The organism is Geomonas ferrireducens, from assembly GCF_004917065.1.
GTDB classification, from domain to species: domain Bacteria; phylum Desulfobacterota; class Desulfuromonadia; order Geobacterales; family Geobacteraceae; genus Geomonas; species Geomonas ferrireducens.
Genome location: NZ_SSYA01000002.1, coordinates 1,359,935 through 1,386,104, shown reverse-complemented (window position 1 = coordinate 1,386,104; position 26,170 = coordinate 1,359,935). Strand labels below are relative to the sequence as shown.

General features: G+C 62.2%; 16 protein-coding genes, 1 pseudogene and 1 riboswitch. All 17 genes and pseudogenes read right to left on the bottom strand.

Annotation, left to right across the window (positions count from 1 at the left end; translation table 11 throughout):
* A pseudogene (locus E8L22_RS21570) lies at nucleotides 1–305 on the bottom strand (NHL repeat-containing protein); the annotation flags it as partial.
* Between the two features lie 21 nt (nucleotides 306–326).
* Nucleotides 327–1,604: a cytochrome c3 family protein gene (locus E8L22_RS14940; protein WP_136525914.1), complete on the bottom strand. Its 1,278-nt coding sequence runs from the start codon at nucleotides 1,602–1,604 to the stop codon at nucleotides 327–329.
* A 12-nt stretch (nucleotides 1,605–1,616) separates the two neighbouring features.
* Nucleotides 1,617–3,590 (bottom strand): cytochrome c3 family protein, encoded by a 1,974-nt coding sequence (locus E8L22_RS14935; protein WP_136525913.1) that lies wholly within the window; start codon nucleotides 3,588–3,590, stop codon nucleotides 1,617–1,619.
* A gap of 18 nt (nucleotides 3,591–3,608) precedes the next feature.
* Nucleotides 3,609–5,405, bottom strand: coding sequence for a peptidylprolyl isomerase (locus E8L22_RS14930; RefSeq protein ID WP_162604842.1), 1,797 nt, complete (start codon nucleotides 5,403–5,405; stop codon nucleotides 3,609–3,611).
* 82 nt (nucleotides 5,406–5,487) lie between these two features.
* The gene (locus tag E8L22_RS14925; protein WP_136525911.1) at nucleotides 5,488–6,585 is read right to left on the bottom strand and encodes a hypothetical protein; all 1,098 of its coding nucleotides are present in this window, start codon (nucleotides 6,583–6,585) and stop codon (nucleotides 5,488–5,490) included.
* The gene (locus E8L22_RS14920; protein ID WP_135871223.1) at nucleotides 6,560–7,129 is read right to left on the bottom strand and encodes a GNA1162 family protein; all 570 of its coding nucleotides are present in this window, start codon (nucleotides 7,127–7,129) and stop codon (nucleotides 6,560–6,562) included. The genes E8L22_RS14925 and E8L22_RS14920 overlap by 26 nt, the downstream gene beginning before the upstream one ends.
* 26 nt (nucleotides 7,130–7,155) lie before the next feature.
* Nucleotides 7,156–9,393, bottom strand: coding sequence for a hypothetical protein (locus E8L22_RS14915; protein WP_136525910.1), 2,238 nt, complete (start codon nucleotides 9,391–9,393; stop codon nucleotides 7,156–7,158).
* A 7-nt stretch (nucleotides 9,394–9,400) separates the two neighbouring features.
* The gene (locus tag E8L22_RS14910) at nucleotides 9,401–10,798 is read right to left on the bottom strand and encodes a YncE family protein (RefSeq protein WP_136525909.1); all 1,398 of its coding nucleotides are present in this window, start codon (nucleotides 10,796–10,798) and stop codon (nucleotides 9,401–9,403) included.
* Between the two features lie 132 nt (nucleotides 10,799–10,930).
* Entirely contained in the window at nucleotides 10,931–12,289 is a 1,359-nt protein-coding gene (locus tag E8L22_RS14905) for a cytochrome C (protein ID WP_136525908.1), read from the bottom strand.
* 76 nt (nucleotides 12,290–12,365) lie between these two features.
* Nucleotides 12,366–13,337: an NHL repeat-containing protein gene (locus E8L22_RS14900; protein WP_136525907.1), complete on the bottom strand. Its 972-nt coding sequence runs from the start codon at nucleotides 13,335–13,337 to the stop codon at nucleotides 12,366–12,368.
* Between the two features lie 313 nt (nucleotides 13,338–13,650).
* Nucleotides 13,651–15,093, bottom strand: coding sequence for a heavy metal sensor histidine kinase (locus tag E8L22_RS14895; protein ID WP_136525906.1), 1,443 nt, complete (start codon nucleotides 15,091–15,093; stop codon nucleotides 13,651–13,653).
* Nucleotides 15,074–15,745 carry a heavy metal response regulator transcription factor gene (locus tag E8L22_RS14890; protein WP_136525905.1) on the bottom strand — a complete coding sequence of 224 codons (672 nt, stop codon included), beginning with the start codon at nucleotides 15,743–15,745 and terminating at the stop codon, nucleotides 15,074–15,076. The genes E8L22_RS14895 and E8L22_RS14890 overlap by 20 nt, the downstream gene beginning before the upstream one ends.
* Before the next feature lie 424 nt (nucleotides 15,746–16,169).
* On the bottom strand, nucleotides 16,170–16,775 hold the full coding sequence (locus tag E8L22_RS14885) for a transglutaminase-like domain-containing protein (protein ID WP_136525904.1): 606 nt from the start codon (nucleotides 16,773–16,775) through the stop codon (nucleotides 16,170–16,172).
* Between the two features lie 221 nt (nucleotides 16,776–16,996).
* Nucleotides 16,997–17,086: riboswitch (cyclic di-GMP riboswitch) on the top strand.
* Complete coding sequence (locus E8L22_RS14880; protein WP_162604841.1) at nucleotides 17,058–21,323, bottom strand: acyl-CoA dehydratase activase; 4,266 nt, start codon at nucleotides 21,321–21,323, stop codon at nucleotides 17,058–17,060. Its footprint overlaps the riboswitch before it by 29 nt.
* Nucleotides 21,308–22,690 (bottom strand): B12-binding domain-containing radical SAM protein, encoded by a 1,383-nt coding sequence (locus E8L22_RS14875; RefSeq protein ID WP_136525903.1) that lies wholly within the window; start codon nucleotides 22,688–22,690, stop codon nucleotides 21,308–21,310. The genes E8L22_RS14880 and E8L22_RS14875 overlap by 16 nt, the downstream gene beginning before the upstream one ends.
* Before the next feature lie 391 nt (nucleotides 22,691–23,081).
* Complete coding sequence (locus tag E8L22_RS14870; RefSeq protein WP_136525902.1) at nucleotides 23,082–24,371, bottom strand: dicarboxylate/amino acid:cation symporter; 1,290 nt, start codon at nucleotides 24,369–24,371, stop codon at nucleotides 23,082–23,084.
* A 376-nt stretch (nucleotides 24,372–24,747) separates the two neighbouring features.
* Nucleotides 24,748–26,169 carry a sigma-54-dependent transcriptional regulator gene (locus E8L22_RS14865; protein WP_136525901.1) on the bottom strand — a complete coding sequence of 474 codons (1,422 nt, stop codon included), beginning with the start codon at nucleotides 26,167–26,169 and terminating at the stop codon, nucleotides 24,748–24,750.
* Nucleotide 26,170 lies beyond the last annotated feature (1 nt).

The following is a 26,170-nucleotide window of genomic DNA, read 5'->3' as shown; positions in this document are numbered from 1 at the left end:
TTGCTGTCCAGGGCGTAGATGTCCCCCTTCGAGTCGAGTTGCAGCCGGGTCGGTACGGTCAGCTGCGGCACTTTCACCTCGCTCCCCCCGGAGATGCCGGCATCCTTGAAGCTGTATTTCAGCAGGCGGCCGTTCCCCGTGTCGGCGACTACGATCCCCCCCTTGGCGTCGCAGGCGATCCCCTCTGGGGCGGCGAGCCCCCCCCCCTTGTCGTCCAGGTAAACCGCGGTCACCTGCTTTAGCCGCTCCGTCGCCGACGCGCCGGTGGCGGCGAGGAGCACGAAGCCGAGCACGGCGTATTTCATGAAGATTCGAGACATGGCTTTTTACCTCTTGTACTGGTCATGGCACTGGGTGCACAGATCGCTCGTGGTCGGGAACGGGATGAAGTGCTTGTATTCGGTTCCGTGCGCGCGGTGGCAGCTCAGGCACTGCATGGTCAGGTTCTTGTTGCGCTTGTCCTTGATCTTGTCCCCGATGGGGTGGGTGGAGTGCTTCTGCCAGTCGTGGCACTTGCCGCAGACGTCTATGATGGACGGCTTGTTGGTCAGGAACTGGCTGTTCGATGCGTGGGGATCGTGGCAGGCCATGCAGTTCCCGTTCTGGACCGGGGCGTGCTTGGTGAGCGACTTTTCCTGCCTCTGGATGGTGTCCTTGTGGCAGCTGCCACAGACGGTTATCAGATCCGCCTTGAGCAGCCCCTTCTCTTTGGCCGCGTGGGGGTTGTGGCAGGTGAGGCAACCCTGCTTGCCCAGCAGGGGCCAGTGCACCTTGTTCTTCACGAAGGTGGAGTTCACCATGTCGCTGTGGCACTCCTTGCAGAGCTCGGAGCCGCTGCGCTTGGTCTGCAACGGGGAGCTTGAGGTGGCATCGTTGTGGCACTGGCTGCACATCTTGCTGGCTACCGGCTTGTGCACGTTGTTGTAGAGGAGGCTCGGCATGTCGGAGCCGTGCGGGTCGTGGCAGGCGGTGCAGCGCGCCTTGGCCACGGGGTAGTTCATGTGCTGCTTGATGAAGATCGGTTTGTCCACCTTATGGCAGCCGGTGCACAGTGCCGGCACCTCATCCTTGAGCAGGAAGCCCGCCTTGCTGGAGGCATGGGGGAGATGGCAGGTGAGGCAGCCGGTGGTCACGGGGCTGTGCTTGTGCTTCACCTTGGCGAGGGTGTCGCCCATGGCCTTGTGGCAGTCGAGACAGAGCGCGTTGCCGGCGCGCAGCATGTTGAACCTGTTTTCCGAGGCGTGCGGGCTGTGGCACTTCATGCAGTTCCCTTCGGCAACCGGCTTGTGGCTGCTGCGTGCGTCCGGCGGGATGACCGTGGCGTGGCACTGCGCGCAGATCTGCTTCGAGTCGGCGGCGAGTAGCTTACCGTGGGACGAGGTATGCGGGTTGTGGCACCCGGTGCAGTCGCCGGACTTGACCGGGGTGTGCACGAACGGCTTTTTCACCGTCTCCTGGATGTTGACGTGGCAGTCCATGCAGACCTTGCCTGTCGCACCGGGTTTTAGCTTGAACATCAAAAGGGTGTTCTCCTGCGCCGCGGCCGAGGCAACGTAGAGCAGGGCGAGCAGGATCATGATGAGTATCTCGGTGTGTTGCTTCATTGCTGACTCCTCTCAGCGCTTCTCGACGATATGGCAGTCGTCGCAGGTTCGTGCCGCAAAGGGGGGATGGAGCGTGTCCTTGAAGAACTTGGAGTCTTTGGACGCGTGCGGGTTGTGGCAGCTCACGCAGTTGATCCCTTCCGGGTTGATGTTCAGGTGGTCCTTGCCGAACTGTTCCGACTTCAGGTCGTGGCACTCGCTGCAGGTGGTCCTGACCGGCTCGGCCAAAAGGGACCCCTCAGCGGAGTAATGCGGTCGGTGGCAGGTGGTGCAGTCTTTCTGTGCCGGCTGGTGCGGCGTTTCCTTCCCCATCTTGTCCTTGATCTGCTTGTGGCAGGTGAGGCAAAGGTCCGGGCTCGGCGCGAGCAGCAGGCGGTTCAGCTTGGACTTGTGCGGGTTGTGGCACTTGGTGCACTCCCCTCCGTTCATAAGGGGGGCGTGCTTGCTCCCCTTCCCCTTGAGCCCCTTCTCGATGTCCAGATGGCAGGAAAGGCAGAGCGTCTCCTGTTTCTTGGCCAGCATCCCGGGGGTGTTGGATGCGTGCGAGTCGTGGCACCCGAGGCAGTTCTTGCGTTTGAAGGGTGCGTGGTTGGAGCCTCCGGTTTCCTGCTCCATGAGCTTTGCGTGGCACTTGGCGCAGAGGTCGTCCGCGGGAGCCCTGAGCAGCGCCCCCTGCGGAGAGGCATGGGGGGCGTGGCAGGCCACGCAGTTGCCGTTTAGCACCGGGGCGTGCGTGTGGTTTTTCTTGAAGGCGCTCTCCTTGTCGCTGTGGCAGCCGTAGCACACCGTGTCCATGCGCGCCTTGACCATTCCGTGGATGTTGGAGCCGTGCGGGTTGTGACACGATGTGCAGTCACCCTCGGCGAACGGGAAGTGCACGTCGCTCATGGACTGGCTCTCCTTCACCTTGGCGTGGCACCCGTAGCAGAGATCCGCCCCCTGGGCGACCAGGAGCTTCTTCCCTGCCGCGTGCGGCTTGTGGCAGGAGAGGCATCCCTTCCCCTTAGTGACGGCGGCGTGCGGGGCGGTCATCCCGGCCCCCTTTTCCTTGTGGCAGCCGATGCAGAGCGCGTTGCCGTCGCGGACGGTGAGCTTGGAGAACTCCGAGGTGTGCGGGTTGTGGCAGGAGAGGCAGTCCCCTCCGCTGAACGGGGCGTGCTCGACGCTTCCCCCCATCTTGAGTTTCGTAGCATCGTGGCACTGGTAGCAGAGCTCGCTTCCTTTCTGGGTGACGCCGAAAGGGTTGTCCGCGGCGGGGGCGTTGTGGCAGCCGTCGCACGACGCGCTCTGCACCGGGTCGTGGACGCTTCCCTTCAGGAGCTTGGGCTTTTCGGAGGAGTGCGGATTGTGGCATACGGTGCAGCGCGCCTTTTCCACCGGATAGCCGCCGTGGGCTTTTTTGAAGCCGGCGCCCTTGCTGTCGTGGCACGACAGGCAGAGCTTCGGCTCCGCCTGGGCCAAAAGGTTCTTCTGGTCCGAGCTGTGGGCGACGTGGCAGGCCTTGCAGCCGTCGCGGGAAAGCGCCTGGTGCACGACCTTCTTCTCGAAGAGTTCCTTCTTGTGGCACTGGTAGCAGACCTGGTTCCCGTCACCTTTCAAGAGCCGGGCGGACTGGGATGCATGGGGGGAATGGCACAGGGTACAGCTGCCGTTTTTCAAGGCGCTGTGCACGTTCGCCTTGTTCATCCCGATCTTATCCTTGGGATGGCACTTAAGGCAGAGCGCGTTTCCCGACTCCTTCAAAAGGAGCTTGGGCACGATGCCGTGACGCAAGTGACACTCCTCGCACTTCTGCTCCTTGACGACCGGGTGCACGTCCTTCATCCCGAGGTACTGCGTCACGAACTTCTTGTGGCAGTCAAGGCACCCCTTCTTGGCGAAACTCATTGCGGCGTGGCTCGGGCTGGTGCACAGCACGATGGCTGCATAGAGCAGGGCCGCGACGACGCCGACCGGAATCCCGTATTTACTCTTCTTTCCCGACATGGTCTCTCCTTGCTCGCTCTACTGCGCCGGTTCCGCCAGGTAGAGCTTCACCTGGTATGCCTTGCGGAGCTTTTCTCCCCACTCCTCGATGGATTTGTTCACCTTCTCCCCGTAGAGCTTCTTGGCGATCTCCTTGCGCGCGCTCTCCAGCGGAGCGGGCTTGGCCGGGATCACGTCCTGTACCGCCAGCACGTAGCTGTACCCCTCTGGGCTCGTGTATAGCCTGAAATCGCCGCCTTTCGCACCGGCCAGGGCGAGCTGCACCGCCGGGGCCAGCTTTTTGGTGATCCAGGGGGTGTCGCCGAACTCAAGTCGGCCCTCGCTTCCCGCCGGCACCTGCCCTGCGGCATTCGCGGAAAGCCACTGGAATTCAGCCCCTTTTCTCAGCTTCTCGGCCGCGCTTTCGGCGTCCTCGCCCTTGGCGAAGACGAGCTCCTTCAGCTTGATCATCTCCGGGGAGGAGTAGTCGGCCACGTGTGCCTTGTAGTAGTCCTCCACCTCGCCGTTGGTCACCTTGATTTCCGGCACCACCACCTTGTCGATGAACATGCCGAAGACGATGGAATCGCGGTACTTCTTGTTGGCGTTTTTGTACTCATCGCTCCGGTCGATCCCCTGTTTGAGCGCTTCCATCTTGAAAACCCTTGCCAGGAGCATGTCTTCCAGCGCGGGGACCTTCCCTTCGTTCACCTTCTTGATCTTGATCGCCTCGCCGATGCCGTGGAAGAATTTCCCCCTGATGGCGGCGGCTAGGTCGCCGACCGTGATCGGTTTTTCGCCGCGGATATCCGCCACGACCCGCCGGTCTTTCAAAAGCTTGTCGAAGCCTGGGCGGGGCGCCTCGAAGTCGAGCTTGTCCAGCACCTTCTTGTGCAGGGTGACGTACTTTTTCTCCAGGTCTTTCCAGTACTGGTCCAGGGCCTGGTTGCTCTTAAGCTCGAGGGCGCGCTGAGTCGCCTCCTCGAGCGCCTGATCGTTCTCCTTCGGGAAGCGGACCTCCTGGAGTTCCACCAGGGTGAACGCCGGCCCGACCGGGAGCACCGCGGTCACCTCGCCATCCTTCATGCGGGACAGGGCCTGGGCGATCTGGGGCAGAAGTCCTTTGGGCTGCACCCATTCCCCCTCCTTGCCCCCCTGGACCTTGCCCGCGTCGATCAGCTTGTCGGCGAGTGCATCGAATTTCCCGCCTCCCTTTAGCTGCTCCGCGAGCTTGGCGGCGTCATCCTTCTTGTCGAACTTGACCGACCTGATCTTCCACTCCTTGACCAGGTCCTGGTAGATCCGGTCCACGACCTTCTTGTCCGGTTTGAGCCCCTCGAGTTGGCGTCTCTTCAGGATTTCGCCGAGGCTGCTTGCCGAGAAGTCGCTGATCCCTTTTTTCGCCTCGGGCAACTCGTCGAGCCCCATGTTGAACCCCTCGGCCATGATGAGCCGCGCGCTCACCAGACGATCGAGCACCGATTGAAAGTTTTTCTTACCCGCCTTGGTATCGGCGCCGGAACCCGTCCCTTCGTGAATACTTCCGAGGGCATCGGTGAACTCTTGCATGAGGATGGGGTCATCGTTCACCAGCGCGACCGGGGTCTGAGCGAAGCGCGGTGAGAAGGTCGGGGCCTGGAGCAGGACCGTCACCCCCTCCTTCTGGGGGGCCGGCTTCCCTTTCTCACTGCTTCCCTTTTCCTGCACGGTTTCCCGGGGCTTGGCGGCCGGCGCGGCCGGCGCCTTTGTGGCGGTGGCGGCCGCCAAGCCGGCCCAGGCCGGGGTTCCAGCGCAAAGTGCCGTGATCAAAAGTAACTTCATCGCATTCATGTTCATGGTCCCTTCCTTCATGTGTGTAGTGCGGTGCACTGCTGTCTGTCCTTCTCTGCCCTGCCCGGCGCTGCGGTGTGCTGTTTCGCTAGCGGCCGAGGCTTTCTTCAACCGCCTGGTGCACCATCCCGGCGGCCAGTGCGCTTGCTGTAGTGATCCTGCCGATATCGAAAAAGTGGACCCGGTCCATCCCGGTCCGGTGGTCGCCCATGGACCAGACCGCCCGGCGGCTGCTCCGCTCGAGGAGCAGCGCGGAAAAGTCGACCTTGGGCGCAGCCTGGGCCCCCTGGAGGTCCTCGAAGTCGTTGACCTCGCCGGTGAGGATGAGGTCCGTGCTGAGCATCCCGAAGAGGAGCTCGGCGTCTGCCAGCGAGACCCCGTCCTCCATGATGATCCGGTAGCGCAGGAGGTCTTCGCGTACCGTCCCCGGCTCGATCACCTGGAACCTCCCCTGCCTGACCAGCTCCCCGATGAAGTGCAGCGCCAGGATCTCGCCGGCGTAGCCGTGGCTTCCCTTGTCGAAGAAGGGGAGCACGGCCACCCGGTAGCTTCGCCCCGGGTCGAGAGGGCGGGCGAGGTACACGGAGTCCGATCCCAAAGGCACCCTCGGTATCGGCTGCGGCTTTCCTCCGGTCAGCGCCTCGGCCAGCAGTTGGAGCGCCCGGTCGGTCACCTCCTGCGGCCTCCTTACCAGCCCCACGCCGAGAAGGCCAGGGGCGTCGTCCCCGGAGAGCGCCACGCTTTCCATGCGCACGATTCTTGGGGTCTCCTCCGTAGTCACCAGGCGTGAGGTGAGGGCGACCCTGGGAGGGAAGGGGGTGCGGTAGAGCTCCACCTCGGTAATGAGCACCCCTCGCGCTCCGGTCTCGCGGCGTAACGCCTGCGCCGTGGCCGCGTCCATCCCCCCCACGTAGCGCAGACGGTGCCGCGCCATGAACTGCTCCAACTGCGCTTCAGGCAGGATCTTCATGCCCCGCAGGGCAAGGCGCCTGGCGAGCTCCTGCCGCAGTTCGGTGACCGGTGCTGTCCCGCCGCTCAGGTTTTGCAAGGGGAGGATGGCCACGCCCCCCTCTGCGTTGCCCGCCTCGTCCCCGGTCCATGCGGCACGGCGCAGCGGAGCGCAGCCGGCGACGAGCAGCACGAGTAGAGCGGCGACGAGGCTACTGAAAGAGTTTCTTGATGGCATCGTTAACCGCCCGCTCGGTGATGTCGTTCATCGGCTCGCCACCACCGCCGAAGAGCCGGTCCGTGATGCCGATTCCCCCCATGGTGGTTGAGGCGGACCAGACCACCTTGCCGGTCTGGGTCTCCAGAAGCTGGAAGCTGAGGGAGATGCTGTTGGCAGCTGAGCTTCCGGAACGGACCTCCCCGTACTCTTTTACCGTGCCGGTGATGACGGCGTCCGCCTTGATCACCCCCGCCACCTTGGTGAGCTCCTCGGTGCTGGGGGCGACCGGGTTACTGATGCCGACCCTGCTGATACCGCGGGCGACTTCGCCCGGGGGGATGACGTACAGTGCGCCGGTTGCCAGGAGCTTGGTTGTGAAGACGTCTCGAACCCGCTCCGCCGCGGACGTCTCGCGGGTCAGGTTGGCCAGCGGCATGATGGCGACGGTGTGCAGGGCCCCGAAGTCCATGTTGGCGTCGCGGTACACCTCTGCTGGACCGGCACAGCCGGCCAGGGCAAGAAGAACGAGGGTCATGATTGGCGGTATCCATCGCTTGGGCATAACGTGCTCCAGTGTGCGTTCCTTTCCTAGAACGAGCTCCTGAGCACCGCGCTTATGGTCTGCGAGCTCTCGGTGCCGGAGGAGGAAGAGGTGTTGAGTCTCTGATAGGACGCATCCAGGGTGGTGCGCGGTGTTATCTTCCAGGTGAGCCCCGGGGTCAGCATCTTGCTCTTTTGCTGGTTCAGCGAGGCCAGGTTCTCCGAGTAGGCGAAGTTGAACTGCAGCGTGCCGTCGGGGAACGGGGACCAGTTGATCCCGTAATTCTGGAAGGTGGTGCCGGCCTTACCGCTTTGCTGCAATAGCGAAAAGGAGCTGGTCAGGTAGAGCGTGGTAAAGGGGCGATAGGTCACGCCGATGTCCTCGCGCTGTGTGCTGATGGAAGTGTCGCTGATACCTGCACCGGTGGCTAAGGAGCTGTTCCAGCTGTAGTTCGCGTTGAGACTCAGGTCGCCGCGGGGCTTAAGGTTCACCCCGAAGAGGGCGTTGTAGGCCCTGATCCGTGCTCCGCTGTCGGTGCTGGACAGGCTCAGGCCGCCGCTGGCATTGAGGTTCACCCCCTGGTAGAGCTCCGCGGTGTTGCTGATGAACAAGGAATCAGCTCCGCTTGTCTTCCCCTGAAAGGACTCGCGGCGCCCGGAGTAGGTGATGGTGTCGCTCAGGGTCGGCAGGGGGGCCATGCGCAACAAAGCGCTGTAGACGAAGGCGCCCCGGTGCCCCTTCGGTTCCTCGCTGTCCTCCCGGGCTCCCCTCGCGCTCCCCGAGATCCAGTCATTGAAGCGGTGCTCCGCCATGAGGGCGTTACTCACCGTCCATTTGGTGAAGCCGTTGGGCAAAGAGCTGGTCAGGAAGAAGGAGCCGTCGTAGTACAGCGCCGGTGAGTCGGTCAGCCGGACCTTCACGTCCGTGTTCAGCATCTGAGAAAGGACGGTGCTGTTTTTCTGCACCGATGCCGCCGGCACCTCGTCGAAGGCCTGGATCTCGGTGACAAAGAGGTTGAAGGATGGGGGGAAGCCGATGATGCCGGGGGGGACCTGCGCCGGGTCGAGCGGCGCAGCGACCACCTTCAGGTAGCGGGTGGCGACCGGGGCGAACTTGATCTCGAAGCGGTTCTGGAACGGGTCCAGGGTGAGCCCGGTGACGGTGCTGACCGGGGCCCAGGCGAGGTTGTCCTGGCTTTGGTAGACGGTCCAGGTGTACTGCCGGGCGATGGCGTCGGGGAGCCTTTGGCCGTTGGAAGTGGCGACCCAGAGCAGCACCCGGTTCACCGTTGTCTGCGGGTTCTGGAAGTCGAAGCCGAAGTTTCTCTTCGCCTGCGGTCCCGGCTGCGGGCCGAGGTCGATCCCCGCACTCTTATCCAGGTTGCCGTCGACGAGCAGCGGGTAGCTCCCCAGGGTGGCGGTCTCGGGGACCACGTACTGCTGCCCCGGGCCGGTAAGGGCGGCGAGCCCGGAAAACGGCAAGAGCTGCTGGTCCACCATGCCCCGGCCGCTGGACGAGGTGGCGGTACCCTGCTCGCTCACGTTGTAGGTGGAATAGAGCGAGACGCGCTCGTCGAAGAACTGCCCGCTGTAGCTTGCCGTGCCGGTGTGGGACAGCTGGGATACGTCGAGCCCCAGGAGCCTGTCCTTTTGGTCGTTGTAGTTGAAGAGGTATTTGAGGTCGAGGTTCTTCACGTTGTAGGTGATCCCCAGCGTGGCCCGGTCGTTGCTGCTGTCCTCCAGCTGACGCAGGCCGTCAAAGGTGTTGATCCTGGTAAGGAGCAGGCTCACTGCCGGAAGTCCCTCCGGGCGCCACCCAAGGGAAGCGTGGTACTCCTCGTTGTAGCGGTCGGGAAGGGAGGTCCCCGCGGTGGAGTCGCTCTCCTTTCTCTTGCTGTAGCCAAGGCTCGCGTTCAACATGGGGCTTCCCATAAGCAGGTCCACGCTCGGCAGCGACGTGGTGATAGAGGAGCGGGCCTCTGACCCGTTGGCGGTGAGCCAGTTGCGGTCGCTTTCCCACAGGTAGCCGGCGCGCAGGGACAATAGCGGGAGAAAGCTCTTGTTCAACATCAGGCTGTACTTCTGGGTCAAACCGTCCCCCTTCTGGGCGCCGCTTGTGCCGGTCGCGTCCCGGGTCTGCGACTGGAGGTGGCTGTAGTCCCACTCCAGGTAGCCGTTGAGAAGGTCCGCCGAGGCACGTTGCGGCTGCAGCAGGCTTCCGAAGAGGCAGACAAGCCAGGCCTTGGCGAGCCGCAGCGCCGCCGCTTTGAACATCGTGCCGTGCACCGGACGGTCACCTTTCGCCCATCAGCGCGAGCCGGTGCGGGGGCGCGGGGAGCTCCAGCTCGTTTTCCAGGCGGTAGCTTACCAGGTTAACGAGCTGCACCCGCCTGCGCGCGGGGTTTACGGCGTAAAGCCTGTTCTCGTCCGCGTCGATGGTGAGGTACGCCGGGCTTCCCCCGAGCGGCACGGTGGCGATGGTGTTGAAGGTGAAGGGCTCGAGAGCCTGCACCCACGCATCGGACTTGCGCCCGGTGTAGACGATGCCGGAGCGCTGGTCGACTTTCAGGGTGCACACCCCCATCCCCACGTAGTACCTCCGCTGCTGTGCCAGGGTGAAGGGGTCGAGGACGTCCAGGTACGAGCTGAGCGCGTGTACCGCGTAGAGCTGATCGCCGCTGCGGCTGAAAGCGCCGTGTCCATCTCCGGGCGCGCTCCCCACCGTGGCGCTTACCGTCCTGCGCGCGAGGTCGATGACGGTCATGGTGCTTGCGAAGCTGTTGAATACGTACCCTCTCTGCCCGGTGGGGTCGATGAGCACCGAGGAGGGGGCATCCCCCACCGCCAGGCGCCCGGTCTCGAAATACCCCTGCGGGTCCACGAAGCTCACCGTGTTGGAACCCTTGTTGACCGACAGCAGCGTCTTGCCGTCTGGGGAGAGGGCCAGTTCTTCCGGGGAGTCGCCGGGTGTGAGCCTGATCCTGCGTACCTCTTCGCCGGTGACCATGTCGATCACCTGCAGAGCGTCATCCCCGGAGAGGGCGACGTAGGCGCGCCTGCGCTGCTGGTCGAATATGAGGCCGCGGGGGGTCTTGCCGGTGGCGATGAAACCGGCGACCTCGGCCGACTGCTTGTCGAAGATGGCGATGGCGTTGGCCTCGGGGATGGTGACGTAGCCGGCCAGCCCGACGACGGGCCTGCGCGGCTCACGGACGGTAAACACCGGGGTGAATCTGAAGCCGGCCCCGATGGAGTTGTCGTAATCAAAGGAAAGCGAGAGCAGGAGCGCTTTCTGTTTTTGGACCGTGAAGGGGGCGTTGATCGTCACCCGTTCCGGTGCCTGCAGGGCCGCTGTTCCCTCCTCGCGGCGCAAAAGCGGGTGCGAGATGCGCAGGGCAAGGCCCGTGTAGCTTCCCGGGGTGAGGGTGGATGAGCCCAGGAAACGCTGCCGGGTGAGCTCCGCAGGCCTCACCTCCTTCAGCGCCAGGGAGACGGGAAACTCAGCACCGTCCTCGCGCACCGCGCTGATCCCTTCCAGGGTGAAGCTCAGGCGCTCAGCCGCCGGCGGAAAGGGGCGGGTGTAGAGATAAAGCTCCCCCTCTTCGACGAGGGGCTGCCGTAGCGAGACGAGCTGCGTCTGGCATCCGGCCAAAAAGGCAGCCAGGACGATGGCGGTGAGATGAATCTTCATAGGGGTGCCACGCTGCCGGGGCGGGGCCCCGGCTTTGGATCGTACGGTTTCCGTAAGAACCGGGCTGGCCCGAAAGCCAGCCCGGTTGCGGCATGGTGAGGCGCTAAGGCCTCGTTAAACAGGGGTGCCTCGTTAGTCCTTGGCGTGGCACTTGTTGCACAGGGACCGCTGGTAGGTGGCGTAGACGGTAGCGGGCCTCTGGTAGAAGGTTGCCTGGACTTCGTTCATGGTGCGGCCAAGGCCGTAGGACTGTGCCGAGGTGTTGGTGGAGTCGGTGCCGGGGTAGGCGCCTGCCACGGTGAGGAACTCGGTCTTGTTGGTCCAGCGGGTCATGCTGTCCCAGCCGGAGGCATGGGCCCTGTGGCAGGAGAGGCACATGACGTTGGAGCTGCTGTCGGCGCCGCCTTTCTGGGAACCGTCGTTGACGGCGTGCAGGGCCAGGTTGGCGCGGTTGTTGGTCCCCTCTTCGAAGGGCACCATGGAGGTGTAGGCGCCGGCCACGGTGCCGCCGAAGTTGCCGGAGCTTACGTAGGCGTTGTAGTTGGCAAGGATGTTGGCGCCCAGGGTGGAGTCGCTGCTGGCCGGGTGGATGAGGCTGGTGCCGCCGTCATAGTTGGCGGTGGAGTTGTGGATGTTGGTATGGCAGTTGGCGCACCACTCGGACATGCCGGTACCGTACGCCACGCGGGTGTCAGTGCTCGCCTCGGAGCGGTTGTAGGCGGCCGGTGCGACGGCATACGGGGGCAGTGCTGCAAACGGTTGGATGCCGGCGACGCCCGCCACGGAATCCGGGAGGTATCCCGGGCCACCCAACAGACGGTAGACGCCGACCGCCTCGGTGGTGGTCGGAGCAGCGCCGTAGGAGCCGGAGCCGTTGATCGGCAAGGAGACCGCCACGTCGTTGGCTCCGTTGTAGCCGGTGCCCGCGACGACGGGACGCTGCACGGTGCCCGATGCGTCTACGATGCGGTACTTGCCGTGGGGATCGTGGCAGCTCGAGCAGGCCAGGTTCGCCGCGGGGTAGTTGCCGCCCGGGGCGGTGCTCAGGGTGGAGTCGGGGGTGATGCCGAAGTCGGCGGCGACCACGTTGTGGCCGTGGCGCTCGCCAAGGCTGGTGGTCGGGGTGCCGTGGCTGTTGTAGTTGAAGGTTTCCTTCACCCAGGCGAAGTCGCCGCCGGGGGTGTAGTTGGAGGGAACCGTGCCGCCCGCGGCGGCGTCGGTGGTCATGATGTGGTAGCTCCCCGCCTTAGCGGAGGTGGTGGCGTGGCAGTTGAGGCAGGTCGAGCTCTGGTCGCTGCCCTGGAGCAGGTAGGTGACCCCTTTGAGCTGGGTGGCGTTGCTGCCGGTGCCCATCGCCTTGTTGCCGGAGGAGTTGTGCATGGTGTGGCACCCGTCACAGTACGCCACGCCGCCGTCATGGTAGGCGAAGGCGCTGCCGGAGGCCAGAAGGGTAAGGACCGCTGCTGCTGTCAAAGACTTTGCTGCTTTCATTGTGTCTCCTTTTCAATCCAAAAAATGCAAAGATTTAGTTACCAACTGCACCGTTTTGAGTACTGTTCGCTTCTTCTCACCCCCCCTTCGTGCTGGTCGCTGACGGCTGGGTCTGGAATACCCGGTAGACGCTGACGCCCCTGGCCCGGCTCTGGGCCACGTAAACCCGGTCATGGTTGACGACGAGTTCCATAGGAGCAATGAGGTTACCCGGCTCCAGCCCCCTAAAGCCGAACTCGGCCTGGAAACTGAAATCCCTGTCGAAGATCATCACCACGCAGCGCAGGGTGTCCGCCACGTAGATGTTCCCCCGCTCATCGGAGGCGATGCCGCTTACTATGTTGAACTTCCCAGGCGTGCTGCCGCGCATGCCGAAGGAACGTACTTGGTGGCCGGGGGTGACCAGGTAGGCGGAGAAGAAGACCGGCACCGTGAAGAGGAGATCCCCCTCGTTGTCCACGCTGAAGCCGACCATCCCGGATTCGCTTATTTGTTTCTTGCTAAACCCGAGGATGGTTCCCAGTTCGTACCCGGAATCGAAGCTCCCCTCCCGGTCGGTCAGCGCCACCTTCATGGTGTTCCTGTCGACGAGGTAGAGGTGATCCCCGTGCCAGCAGATGGTGTCCGGTACGAAGTCGGTTGCATACTCGGGGGGGAGCCCCTTCATGGCAAGCCTTGCCTTTGGTTCCCCCCGGTAGTCGCAACGGGTCACCGCGTAGCTTGCGTTGGACCGGGAGAGGACGAAGATCTCGCCGCTGTCTGCCACCGCCACCGCCGTTATGTTGCGGAAATCGCCGTTGTCGCCGAAGCGGTACACTTCCATGCCGCTGTCGTTGAAGACCCGCACCGACCGTCCGGCAGGGTCCGCGACATAGGTCTCCTCGCCGCGCCGGTCGACCGCGAGGTTGACCCAGTTGTATGGGATCGCCCCGTTGAAGTCCGAAAGCGTGTAGAGATAGGCTGCTCTGAAGAGAGCCGCCGGGGCCGGGGACGCAAGGGCGGTCACCAGGATGAGAGAGAGCAGCATGCCGCGGTAAATCTTGTACATGTGGAACCGATGATCATCCTGGGGGCGACGCATGTGGCGAAGCACCACGGGTGTCCGAAGCATACGACACGCGCCATTTCCGGAGTGTTGCCGTGACGTTGCCATTTGGTAATGTGTTGTTCTTTACCTAAAGAGTTGGGTACGGTGGGGATGATAGCTGAAGAAGCCTTACCGGAATCTGTTGCCGACATTACCATTTGGTAAGGTTGCTGCGGGGCATGGCCCCGACGCGCAGGCGTTGCGGCCAGGAAAGAAATGGTGCGGCAGTGCGAGGTTACGGCAGGGCGAGCTTGACAGGGGAGGTCGTGCGGAACTAGGCGTCGGGCGGGGGAGGGGGGAAACGGAGCAGTATGGTCGTGCCGTGATTCGGGGAGCTTTCGACGGAAATGGTCCCGTGATGCAGCTCCACGATGGATTTCACGATGGACAGGCCGAGTCCGGAGCCGTCCGGGTGCAGGGTCCGGTGCCGGTCCCCGCGGTAGAACCGGTCGAACACGCGATCCACTTCCTCGGGCTTCATGCCGTGGCCTGAATCGCGCACCTGGACCACCTGAGAGCCGTCGCCGGTGGTCAGCGTCCGGACCTCGACGACGCATCCGGGCGGGGAATACTGCAGTGCGTTTCCGACGAGGTTGCTGACGGCCCGTTCCAGCATCTGGGGAGCGCCGTACATGAGTCCGCTGCCGCTGTAACTGATCGCGATCCCCTTGTCTTCGGCGACCGGTTCGTAAAAAGCGCAGACTTTCTCGATCTCTTTGGCCGGATCGAAAAGGACGAATTTGAAGCGCTGGGTGGGGTGATCCGCGCGGGCCAGGAACAGCATGTCGTCGATCAGGCGTGACAGACGATGATACTCCTCGACGTTTGACTCGAGGGTCTTTCGGTATTCCTCCGGGGGGCGGTCGCGGGTAAGGGCGACCTCGGTTACTCCGAGCAGGTTGTTTATGGGGGTGCGCAGTTCGTGGGCAAGGTTGGAGGAGCTCTGGGAGAGCTTGATGAACGACTCCTCGAGCCGCCCCAGCATCTCGTTGAAGGCCGATGCAAAGTGCCGCAGTTCAACCGGCCACTGCAGGGGGTCGAGTCGCTCGCTGATCCGTTCTACCGTTATCTGCTTTGCCACTCCAGTGATGTCACGCAGGGGCGACAGCGCCTTGCGTGCGACGAGGACTCCGACGCCGGTTGCCGCCACTATCCCACTTATGAAGATGATCACCAACTGGACCTGCTTCTTGCGGATGGCCTTTATCTCGTGGGTGGCGTCGAGGCCTATCTGGATGATGCCGCCCTTAGGATGCCCGACAGGCTCCAAATCGCAGCTGATCAGGTATTCCCGCCCGTTGGCCGCATGCAGGTAGCGGGTGGTTATTTGGCGGGGGTGGGTCAGGACGCAGTGGAAGAGGCTCGACGGGAGCACCTGCGACATCCCCGGCGTCTCAACCAGAAGCCGTCCGGAGCTGTCCTCGATGCGGATGTAGTACTCCGGGGTGGCGACGTTGGTCCCCTCCCACTCGATGTCCTTGCGGATGGTTTCCAGATCGCCGGGGCGGTCGGAAAAAAGAGCACGGTAGGTTTGCAGTCGCGCCTGGACGAAGTCACTGTCGGCCTGTTCCATCACCTGGTACATGGACCAGGTGATGTAGGTGATGCCGCCCAGTAGGGTTATCACCGCGGACAGGATGTAGAGAAGGGTGAGCCTGCCGGTGATGGATAACTTTTTGAAGAAACTGCAGGGGCTGCTAGTGCTCTTCCAGGACATAACCGACTCCACGGATGGTGTGAATCAACTTTTGCGGGAACGGATCGTCCACCTTGGTGCGCAAGCGCCGGATTGCCACATCCACCACGTTGGTGCCGCTGTCGAAGTTCATGTCCCATAGCTGATCGGCTATGACGGTTCGGGTGAGCACCTCTCCCGCACGGCGGGCCAAAAGGGAGAGCAGGGAAAATTCTTTGGGGGCGAGGTCGAGGCGGGTCCCGGAGCGGAAGGCCCGGTGCCGGTTCAGGTCGATGGTCAGATCGGCGATCTGGAGGGTATCCTCGTTGCGTAGGGGGCCGCGACGCAGGATAGTGCGCACCCTGACCAGCAGTTCGGCAAAGGAAAACGGCTTCACCAGGTAGTCGTCGGCACCCAGTTCCAGGCCTTTGATGCGGTCGGTGACGGTATCTCGCGCAGTCAAAAACAGCACCGGGAGTCCCTTGCCGTGCTGGCGTATCTCCGTCACAACGGACCAGCCTGAGCGCTCGGGGAGCCCGACGTCCAGGATGACGAGGTCGTAGGTTCCCGTGAGGACCAGATGCAGGCCGTCCTCACCGTTATGCGCGGTGTCGACGACAAAGCCGTTTTCGGTGAGTCCTTTTTTCAGGAATGTCGCTGTTTTTAACTCGTCTTCTACGATCAAGAGGCGCATGGATTATCTCACTGCCACAATTGAATGTGGCTCGATCACAGGTGCCCTCCATCTGGTTGATAAAATTACATTGTATGTCAGCCTTGCAATACGCAGATACAGTTCCAGTTTGATTCTATACTTTAAACAATATCTTTTTCAACTCTTTGGAACAAACAATGGCAGAGGGGTTTTGTAGGTTTAAGGTTTTACTAATATTCTGAAATAGTTGCTAACACGGTCTTGCAGCAGCCCCTGGGACTGCTCCTGGGAGGTCATAGGTTCAAATCCTATCCGCGCAACCGATATCAAAAAAGGCGCATAGTTCTAACTATGCGCCTTTTCATCTTCTGGGATTGGCTCGATGCGGGCTAATCCCCTGTCTGTTTTTGTGGTGCCAAGTCAGGCTCCCAGAGCAAACGCCTATGTATGTGCGACATCCTTTTCAGAAAGTATGAGTCTCGGAACCGAAGCTGCGGAAGAGTTCGATGTCGGGTAGGTTCTGGTACACCTGGGCGATGGTCTCGTGCGTGGTGAGCACCCTGACCACAACAGGCAACGGCTCGGGCCAGATCTCGGGGAGGTCGGCCTCCAGGCGCTCGTTGATAGGGAAGGCGAGCTGCTCATCCGGGGGAGAGAACCGGGCCTCGATGCCCGGCTTGTTGCCGCGGGGATCGACCCGGTACCAGCCGTGATCCGGCAGCCAGATAGCGTTCAGACTGTGCAGGCAATAAGGTGGGCCGCCGTCGTGCAGGGAGAGGCGCTGATAGCAAAGACCTGCAGGAATCTGGTTCGCGCGCAGCAGAGCGGCCAAGAGGTGACTCTTGGCATAGCAATAGCCGGTGCCATGCTCGAGAACCTCTGACGCGCGGCAGGTCACCGGCCCCAACTTGTAGTCCCAGCTATGCTTGATCTTGTCGCGGACGAACTCGAAGCAGCGCTTAGCGGTCACAGTCTTGTTCGTTTCACCAGCCGACAAGGTCCGTGCCTTTTCCAGAATGGCCGGATGATGCCAATCGATATATTCCGTAGCTTCAAGATACTGTTTCATGCGTCCACCTTTCTTGCCACTGGATCACAGTCTTTGTTTGCAGCAACAACATGGTAACACGCAATGTAAGAGCTAAAAAGCGGTATCGTCATAAATAAGGAGGGTGTCCTGACATCGAAAAGAACAGACTGTGCTGTCTGAGGGATGGCATAGAGGCACCACATTCGGAAGACATAGGATGTTTAGTAGTTTGACTTTCCATCTGGTAGTAATAGTATAGCTCCAGACAAAGCCAAACCTCGGGTGACCGGAGGACGGAAAACCACCGGACTCATCTCGAGGTCACTCCAACAATCGGCCGGGTTGCCGGAGCTTCCTTTGCAGGAGGCATCTAGCGCCCGGCATTTTTTTATCCGGCCCTTGCTGAAACCGATAGGGAGCGTTCACCTGCCGGTCTCGCAGGCGCTGGGCGGCCAGCAGGAAACTCTCAAGGCGTGCTTCCACAAGTTGGGGGAAGGCATTGCCGTCCACCTCGATGACGAGGAAGGGGAGGTCTGACAACGGCGCGCCTGCCGCCCGCCCCCTCCCGCTCAGTACGGCTTCCGCGACCCTGCTAGGCATGCATCCGAATGGACCGATGCTGATCACGCCATGCGTTCCCCGACCCAGTTCCAAAAGTGTGGTGCCGACGGTAAGAGTCGCTTCAGTGGCGAGTTCCGGGTTCAGAAGCGGAGCGCTGGCGCGGACCAAATCGGCCACATCATATCCCTCCCCCTCGTAGTAGCCGGAGCGCGACAGTTCCTTTTCTACCGCCGACCGGTCGCCTGCCTTTACCTTCTGGGTCAGAACCGACTTGATCCGCTCCCTGGCCTGAAAGCTTTTCGAGGCGAGCCCGTGAGACATGCAGTAGTCACTGTACTGAAGCCACTCCGCTACAGGCGCGGTGCGAACCACTATGCCCCGCTCGGTAAGGCGCTCGACCAGCCCCTGACGTGAAAAACCGTCGTGGCGCACGTAGATTTCGCCAAGGAGCCTGATTATGAGCGGCTTCGTCTCCTTCTTGCGCGGGAAAGCTGAGAGGGCAGCGGCTTCCCCCCCGATCACCCGCAGCAGTCGGTTGCTGTCATCCCTGGCGATGCTCGCGAAGATGCGCTCCTTCATCAATTCGAGCCGGGCAAGGGCTGCCGGGACATCCATCGCCTGCGCCCTGAGCGTCGCTTCAATCTCATCCATCCCGTCTCCGACACAGACCGCCTGCCAGGCTCGGCGCGTGAACCGGTACGGTAACCCGGCGTAACCGTTCTCGCAGCTAAGGCTTAATACGGCGACGTCACGTATATCGTTCTTAACAAGGTAATTTTCCAGGAACACCCGATATTGGCCGAAGCGGCAGGGACCGTCGGAGCCGGGCATGAAGAAGAGCAGGGATTCCCCGGGGCGCTTTTCCTGCTGCAGATACCTGCGCAGCGTCCCGACGGTCAGTAGCAGTGGAAGGCACTCCTTGCAGGTCGCGACCGCCTTGCCGAGGTTCAACTCCTCCAGCCCCGGAGGGGGGGCCAGAACGGCATCAACGCCTGCATACCGGAAGGCGCAGACGACACCCCTCGACCCGGACACCCCCATGGTCGGGACCAGAACCTTCACGGCGGGGGCGTCAAGGCGGCAGCCGCTTGCGTTGCCTTTGCCCGGGCGGGGCATGTCCTGCCGCGCGCCTTCCTTCACCGCGGCGCGGGTGACGACGCGCGGGGAGGCGAGGGACTCCCGGTAGTTGCGTATTACGTCGAGGAACGCCTCGATCCTCGTGTCGATGCCGGCATCGGCGGTATGGGCGTCGAGTTCCAGGGTGAGTGAAGGTTTTCGTCCCATGCGGTCCCTGAAGTACCCAAGCAGGAAGGAGTCCGGCCCGCACCCGAAGCTTGTCACGAACACCCCGAAGAGGTTTGGGTGTCGTTTCACAAGATCGGCCACCTGCAGCATCTGCCGTCCGGTACTCCAGTACATGAGCTCGTCCCGCGCCGCGCTCTCCCCGTGAAAAAGAAGATCATGGGGGATCACGGTGCAACCACGGTCCGACAGCTTCAGGGGAATGGAGAGGTTGGCGAGACGGCTGAAGGCCTGGTAAGGGCGCCCGAATAGGACGATGGCTGTCGCTGCGGGATCGAGCTCGTCCAGGAAGCGTCGTCCCCGTTCCTCCATCTCCCGATGCAGAGTGAGAAAACTCTCCCAGGCGACGGAAAAGGCGTGGTTGGATCGTGCGGTGGAGAAGCCGAGCCGCTTGCCGATGGCGGTGAACGCACCCTGCAGTTTCTGCCGGTCCTGAAAATCGAGTACGGCAGTCAAAAGCCGTTGCGGCACCTCTTCGGGAAAGGCGGCGGCAAGATAATACGGTTCCCCCTGAACCAGAGGGCAGGTGCAGTTAGCCTCCCCCGGTTTCCCCTCGAGCGCCGCATTTTTCACGTGGGGAAGAAAGACATGGTCTATCCCGGCATCGAGCGCGCTGCGCAGATACCCGTGGCTTAAAAGCACCGGATGGCAAAAGGGTGCCGTGGCGGCTTCGATCCCTTCCGGGGCGGGGCGTTCGGGGGTGACCACCCGCATGCCGAGCGCTGCGAAGAAGTGGGCATAAAGAGGGTAGAAGGTGCCGGAAAATAGAGCGGGGAGGACCCCTACCGTGGCGCCGGTGGCGCAGGAGGTGGGGACGTGTTTTTTAAAGACCATCTCCTCGCGCAGGGCGACCAGATCTTCCCCCTGCTTCGCGGCGGCCCGTCGCCCCTCGTATCTGCTGCAGGCGCCTCCGAAAGGGAAGGTGCACCCGTCAAGAACGATACGGGAGATGCTGCACTTTCGATCGCATCCTTCCCGGCCCGGGCAGGTGAAAGGCTCGAGATAACGTACTTCGCGGCCGGCAAGAACCTCAAGATCGAAGGGAGCGCGCTCCAAAAGTTTGTTCTCGAGACGGCTTAGCACCTCCAGAGCGGCGCCGTAGGCGCCCATCAGCCCTGGCTCCGGCGGAACCACGATGGGCTGTCCGCAGAGCGAAGCCATCGCCGCGGGGACCGCCCGGTTGTAGCAGACCCCACCCTGCATGAAGATTTTGCCTCCGACCGGGCGGTTCCCCTTGACCCTGTTCAGGTAATTCTGGCAGATCGAGTAGACGAGCCCCCCCGCCACGTCCTCGGTACTTACTCCCTCCTGCACGGCGCTGTTGACGTCACTGCCGATAAAGGCGGCGCACTGGTCGGAGAAGTTGGGCGGGTGCGTTGCCCGGAGCGCTAACGGGGCGATTTCTTCGGTTCCAACCCCCAGGGTCTCCCGGCAGGCCTCCTCCAGAAAGGAACCGGTCCCGGCGGAGCAAGCCTCATTCATGGCATAGTCGCTTGCGACCCGCTGGGAAATGAAGGTGTACTTGGCGTCCTGACCGCCGATCTCGAAGATGGTCTCCACCTCGGGATCGAACGCTACGGCCGCGGTGGCATGAGCTACTATCTCGTTCACAACGCCGTCGGTCATGCCATGTAGGCCCACGATCAGCCGACCGCTCCCGGTGACGCCGAGTCCCACGATGTCAGGTGTCGAGCCGGAGGGAAGCTGTGCGAGCAGGCTTTGGTAGCACGCCCGGCTGGCGGCGATCGGATCCCCGTTGGTGCGCAGGTAGGCACTGGCGACGATGCTTTTGTTGTCGCGCCGCATGAGGACCGCTTTGGTCGTTGTGCTTCCGGCATCGAGGCCGCAGAGGTATTCCCCTGGTGCAAAGGTGCCAGGCGCGAGGGTGTGGAAGGTGACCCGTGCGAGCCCGTCACCAAGCGGTGGGAGGGGCGCAAACGTTCGCTTCCGACAGGCCAAGGCGGCCTCCACTGTGCCGGCGGGCAAGCCATGCTGCTCTGCCCAAAGCATCGCCCCAAGCGCCTCGAACCCCACCGCCTCCTCCGGGACTGCCAGTTCGGGGTACCCCTGACGCAGCAAATCGATCATCACGTGGTTTAGGCTGCAACCGCCGACGATAAGCGCCCGTCGGGCTCGCGCCTTCTTCAAAAGCTCGGCGACCTTGCCGGCCATCATGGCGCAAATGCCTGCTACGACCTGCCCCTTGGGGACCCCCTTGTTCATCGCGTGGGTGCAGTCGCTCTTGCAAAACACCGAGCAGCGCCCTGCCACGCGGTGCGGCGTCTCCCAGCTAGCCAGCTCCAGGGCTTCTTCAAGGGTAAGCCCCATACGGCGGGCCTGCTGCGTGAAGAATTCTCCGGTTCCTGCAGCGCACTTGTTCCCCGCGTGAACGTCCCGGATCTTGCCCTCGTCATTCAGGAGGTACAGCATGAAGGTCTCGCCTCCGACCGAGACGATGCAGTCCGCATCGGGGAACCGGTGGCGCAGGTGGGCGAAGGCAAGCTCCACCGCCTCGGGCTCGGAGACCGTCGGCAGCGGAAGTTGCCGGCAGAACTTGCGCCCGGTGAGCCCGACCGGCGCATCACCGACGGCACGCAGTAGCGGCAGGAGTCGTGCCGCGACCTTCCCCTCGTGCGGAAAGGAGTCGATCCTTACCCCGTGACCCCGGCGCTGGGCCATGGTGATGGTGGTTGCCCCGAGGCAGAGTCCTACTGCGCCGCGCATGACGTCAGCGCCTGTTGCGCCGCTATGGCGCCCTCCACCTGCTGCTGCAGACGGCGCGCCTGGCCGGCCGCGCGGCGGCGGGCGTAGAGCACGGTGGCGGCAAGCTTGAAACCGTTGCCCCGGCTGCCGATGCGGGTGATGTCCATGATCGAGGCCCGGTTCATCCGGTTCAGCTCCGAGGTGTACCGCAGGGCCATGCGTTGCAGTTCCATGGCCCCGAAGTTGCGGTGCCGGAAGTGGACGCTGAGGCAACTGGGCAGCAGGTGATTGCAGTCACCGTGTGGCTCCTTTTGCAACCACCAGTTTTCGGTGACCTCGCCGGTAGTGAGCATCTCGCTGTAAAGGGATGTACTGGGGTAGATGCGCAGGATGCGGATGTCGTACAGGGAACAGGGGACATCCTGCAGCTCGCGCAGGGTGTGCTCGAGCCGTGCCGGCGTGTCGTGCGGGAGTCCGAGCATGATAAGGGCAGCGGTCTGGATGCCGCAGCCGTTTGCGTGGCGGACGGCATCGCGAAACGGCTGTGACAGGTTTTGGTACTTGTTCATCGAGGCGCAGTTGTCGTCGTCGACCGACTCAACCCCTACCGCCACCCCAATGCAACCGGATGCGGCCATCTCTTCAACGAGTGATGCATCACAGTACTGGTCCACGGTAACCATGGTGATGAACTTCACCCCTTTGCGGCGAAGCAGAGGGAGCAGTTCGCCGCGGTAGTTCTTGTCAGCGAGAAGGTTGTCGTCGGTGAACTGCAGGAAGATGCCGGGATAAAGCTCTGAGAGTTGGTCGATCTCCTGTTCCAGTACGTCGAGTGGCTTCATCCGGTAAGGGCCCATGTGGTTGGAGCTCACGCAGAAGGAACAGCGACGGTTGCACCCGCGGGTGGCAAACAGGGAGGCCGGGGTGAGGTAACGGCGTGATCCGAAAAAGCGGTAATCGACAGGGGACATCCGCTCTGAAGGAGTGGGAGCACCGTCATACCTCCCCTTGAGGGCCCCGGCCAGCAGGTCGGCACATACCTCGGGCCATACCCCTTCGGCCTCGCCGGTGACGATGGCGTCGGCATGCTGCAACGCCTCGTCCGGGCAGACCGTCACGTGGATCCCCCCAAGTAGCACCTTTTTACCTGCGGAGCGCAGCGCATCGGCGTGGTCATAGACCGCTGCGGAGTTCTGCGTGGAAACGGAAAAGGCGAAAGCGTCGCCGGTATAGCGGATCTGCTCCGTCTGTTCGTCCATGAGAGCGGTTTCAATGCCGGCAGGGGTTGCCGAGTTCAGGATGGCCAGTGGAACGGGGGGCTGCGTGATGTAAGCGGTGGAGTCAAACTTCTGCAACTCTTGCATGACATTGACGAATACGAGTCTCATAGGTTCACCCTCCCTCGATCTGCCTGTGCTGTGCAGTAGAGATGTGCGGTACGACTGAGTCGGAGGCTCAAACGCACCTTGAAAAGGCAGTGAACTAGGATCGTGCAGACCTGAATGGGAGCAAGGGAGACAAGGAGACGTAAGTGTCGACTGTCTTAAGCCAGCCGACGTGTGCAGAGGTCTTAAACTTTTTTATATCTAAGAGTCAGGATGTCAAATATTGGTAGGATTAAACTTTTCTTCTTTTGGGGCGAGCCGTTGCAGATGCAATATCCCTGCAATTAAAAAAGGCGCCTGATTCTCACCAGGCGCCTTTAAATTATTCAACCATTTGCTCTTTCATGTCGGCTACTGGAAACATCACGCCCCCATGGCCCGTGCACTGTCTTTACTAATCCTGCACCGGCACCGCGACGAGCAGTGCGTCGTCTTCTTCCGCCGTTTCCGGCTCCGCTACCAGGTCTCCCTCCCACTTCGCGACGACGGCGGTGGCGATGCTGTTGCCGATAACGTTGGTGGCGGTGCGCCCCATGTCGAGGAACTGGTCGATCCCCATGATGAGCAGCAGGCCCGCCTCCGGCAGGTTGAACATGGGGAGCGTCGCGGCAACGACGACCAGGGAGGCACGCGCAACACCCGCCATCCCCTTGCTGGTAAGCATCATGACGAGGAGCAGGGCGATCTGCTTCGAGATGGAAAGCTCGATGTTGTAAACCTGGGCGATGAAGATGACCGCGAAGGCCTGGTACATCATGGAACCGTCCAGGTTGAAGGAGTAGCCGAGCGGCAGCACGAAACCGGACACTTTTTCCTTCACGCCGAAACGCTCCAGAGATTCCAGTGTCTGGGGATAGGCCGCCTCGCTGCTCGCGGTGGAGAAGGCGATCATCATCGGCTCGCGGATCAGCTTGAGCAGCGTCCAGGTGGAGTTGCGCAGGAACAGGTAGCCCGCACCGATCAGCACAGCCCAAAGCACGATGAGCCCGATGTAGAAGCACCCGATGAATTTGCCGTAGGTGGTCAGCACGCCAAGCCCCTGCACCGTGATGCAGGATGCCATTGCGGCAAAAACACCAAGCGGTGCGAAGCGCATGACGTAGTCGGTCACTTTGAGCATGATGTGAACCAGCTCTTTCACGAAGGCGACGACGGTCTTGGTGGCGTCGTCCTTGAACGAAGCAATGGCAAACCCGAAGAAAACCGAGAAGATCAGGATCTGCAGGATCGAGTTCTTCGCCATGGCATCGAGGAAACTGGTCGGGAAGATATTGGTGACGAAATCCTTGAAGTTGAGCGCGGCAACGTTGAGATTGGTGGCGGCACCGGCGGCCGGGGCAGGGAGGGACGTGCCGACGCCGGGCTGGAACAGGTTGACGAACGTCATGCCCAGCACGAGGGAGATCACCGAGGCACACAGGAACCAGCCCATGGCGCGCACACCGATCCGACCGATGGCTTTCGAGTCGCCGTTGCCTGCGATGCCGGAGACGATGGTCCCGAAGACCAGCGGCGCAATGATCATCTTGATCAGACGCAGAAAGACCGACGAGATGATGTCGAAGTACCCTGCAATGGTTTTGGCGGCCTTGGCGTCGGGCGCGTAAAGGTTACAGAAGTAGCCGACGACGATACCGAGGATCATCGCCACCATGATGTACAGGGTCAGTTTGTTCTTTTTCATACCGCGGTCTCCTTCAGGTTGAATTGCATTGTTTGTCCCCATGTCACAGCTTTTCATAAAATACTTTTCTAGATCCTGCAGTACCCCACTGATAGCAAGAGAACTGCCAATATGGCGTCTAAAAGGTAATTTGCCGTAATTGCGGGACTTCTCGGGAACACGGGCACGGTAGGAGGTGTACAGGGGGGTATAACCTGTGCGCGGCACGGTGGCTTTCTCGGTCGGTTTTCTTTTCGATTACAGGAGGTTGAAGCGGATTTTCGAAGGTTATAGGAAAGGCGCAGGTTATAGGGGTTTTCGGGGGGGGAGTGGCCGCGGACTCCCTCGCGGCCGCTGATGCGGCGCGAGAGGGTAGAACCACGTTGGGTGATGATGATTACGGTGTGGAATCTCCAGTCTTTTTGAGGCGTTTGCTCAGTGCGGGCTGTGAGATGCCGATGAGCCGGCAGGCGATGGACTGGTTTCCCTCAGCCCGGCGCATCGCTTCGGCAACCAGAAGATCGCTCACCTCGTGCAGGGGCGGCAGCGGTTCGGTAGGGACGAAGACGCTCCGTTGTCCATGCGCGTCAAGGCGCACCGGCGGGTTCCGGTCTTTACCCAGCACCCTTTTGAAGGTCTCCATGGAGAGCATGTGCGCCTCGTGGCGGCTCATCGCGTCGTACACCAGCGCCCGCAACTCGCGCACGTTGCCCGGGAAGGAGTAGTTGGTCAGCAAAACGGGGAGTTCCTTCGGGACGGTGGGTTTCTTCTTGTTGAGCTCCCGGGCCGCCTCGTCCAGGAAGTGGTCGAAGAGAAGAGGGATGTCATCCGGGCGCTCCCTCAAGGCCGGGATGTGTATGTGGTGACCGCACAGACGGTAGTAGAAGTCCTTGCGGAACTCTCCGGCGGCCTGCTTGGCGGCCAGGTCGTGATGCGTCGCCACGACCACCCGCGCGTTCATCCGCTTCGGCACATCGCTGCCGAGGGAGAAGTATTCGCCTTCCTGCAGCAGACGCAGCAGTTTGACCTGCGAGGTGATGGCGAGGTCCCCGATTTCATCCAGGAACAGGGTTCCGTCGGCCGCGCGCTCGATCATCCCGCTGCGCGGAAGTTCAGCCCCGGTGAAAGCACCCCTTGTGTGGCCGAAGAGCGTGTCGCTGAAAATCTGGTCGTCGAGCCCCGCCACGTTCACCGAGACCAGTTGCCCGGGGCGCCTGCTTACCTTGTGGACCGCCCGTGCGACGAGTTCCTTCCCCACGCCGCTTTCCCCCGTGATCAGGATCGGCTGGCTGCTCCCGGCCACCGCCTCGATGTAGCGGAAGATGGAGAGCATGGCGCGATCCGCGGTGAGGATATCGGCGAAGGCCTCGGCGTGCTCCAACCGGTCGCTCAGGATCCGTGACTTCATCTCGGAGTTTTCCCGCTGCAGGTCGATCATGCGGATGGCGCGGTGGATCCCCTGGATCAGGCGTTCCTCCTCCACGGTCTTCACGAAGAAGTCGAACGCCCCCTTCTGCATGCACTCCACGGCGACGGAGACCTGGTTCAGTCCGCTCAGCACGATGACCGGGACGTCCGGATGCTGTTCGATGATGGCAGGGAGCAGATCCTGTCCTGTGAGGTGCGGCATGTTCAGGTCGAGAAGCACGAGGCCGATGGGGCGTGACCGGAGCAGCTCCAGGACCTTCCTGCTGTCCGAGCAGCGCACCACGTTGTTGATGCCTCCCGACATGGCGAGCGTCATGCTGATGCTGCGCAGCCACGCTTCTTCGTCGTCCACGAGAAGGATCTCGAAGGATGGGGTGAGTGACTCGATCATG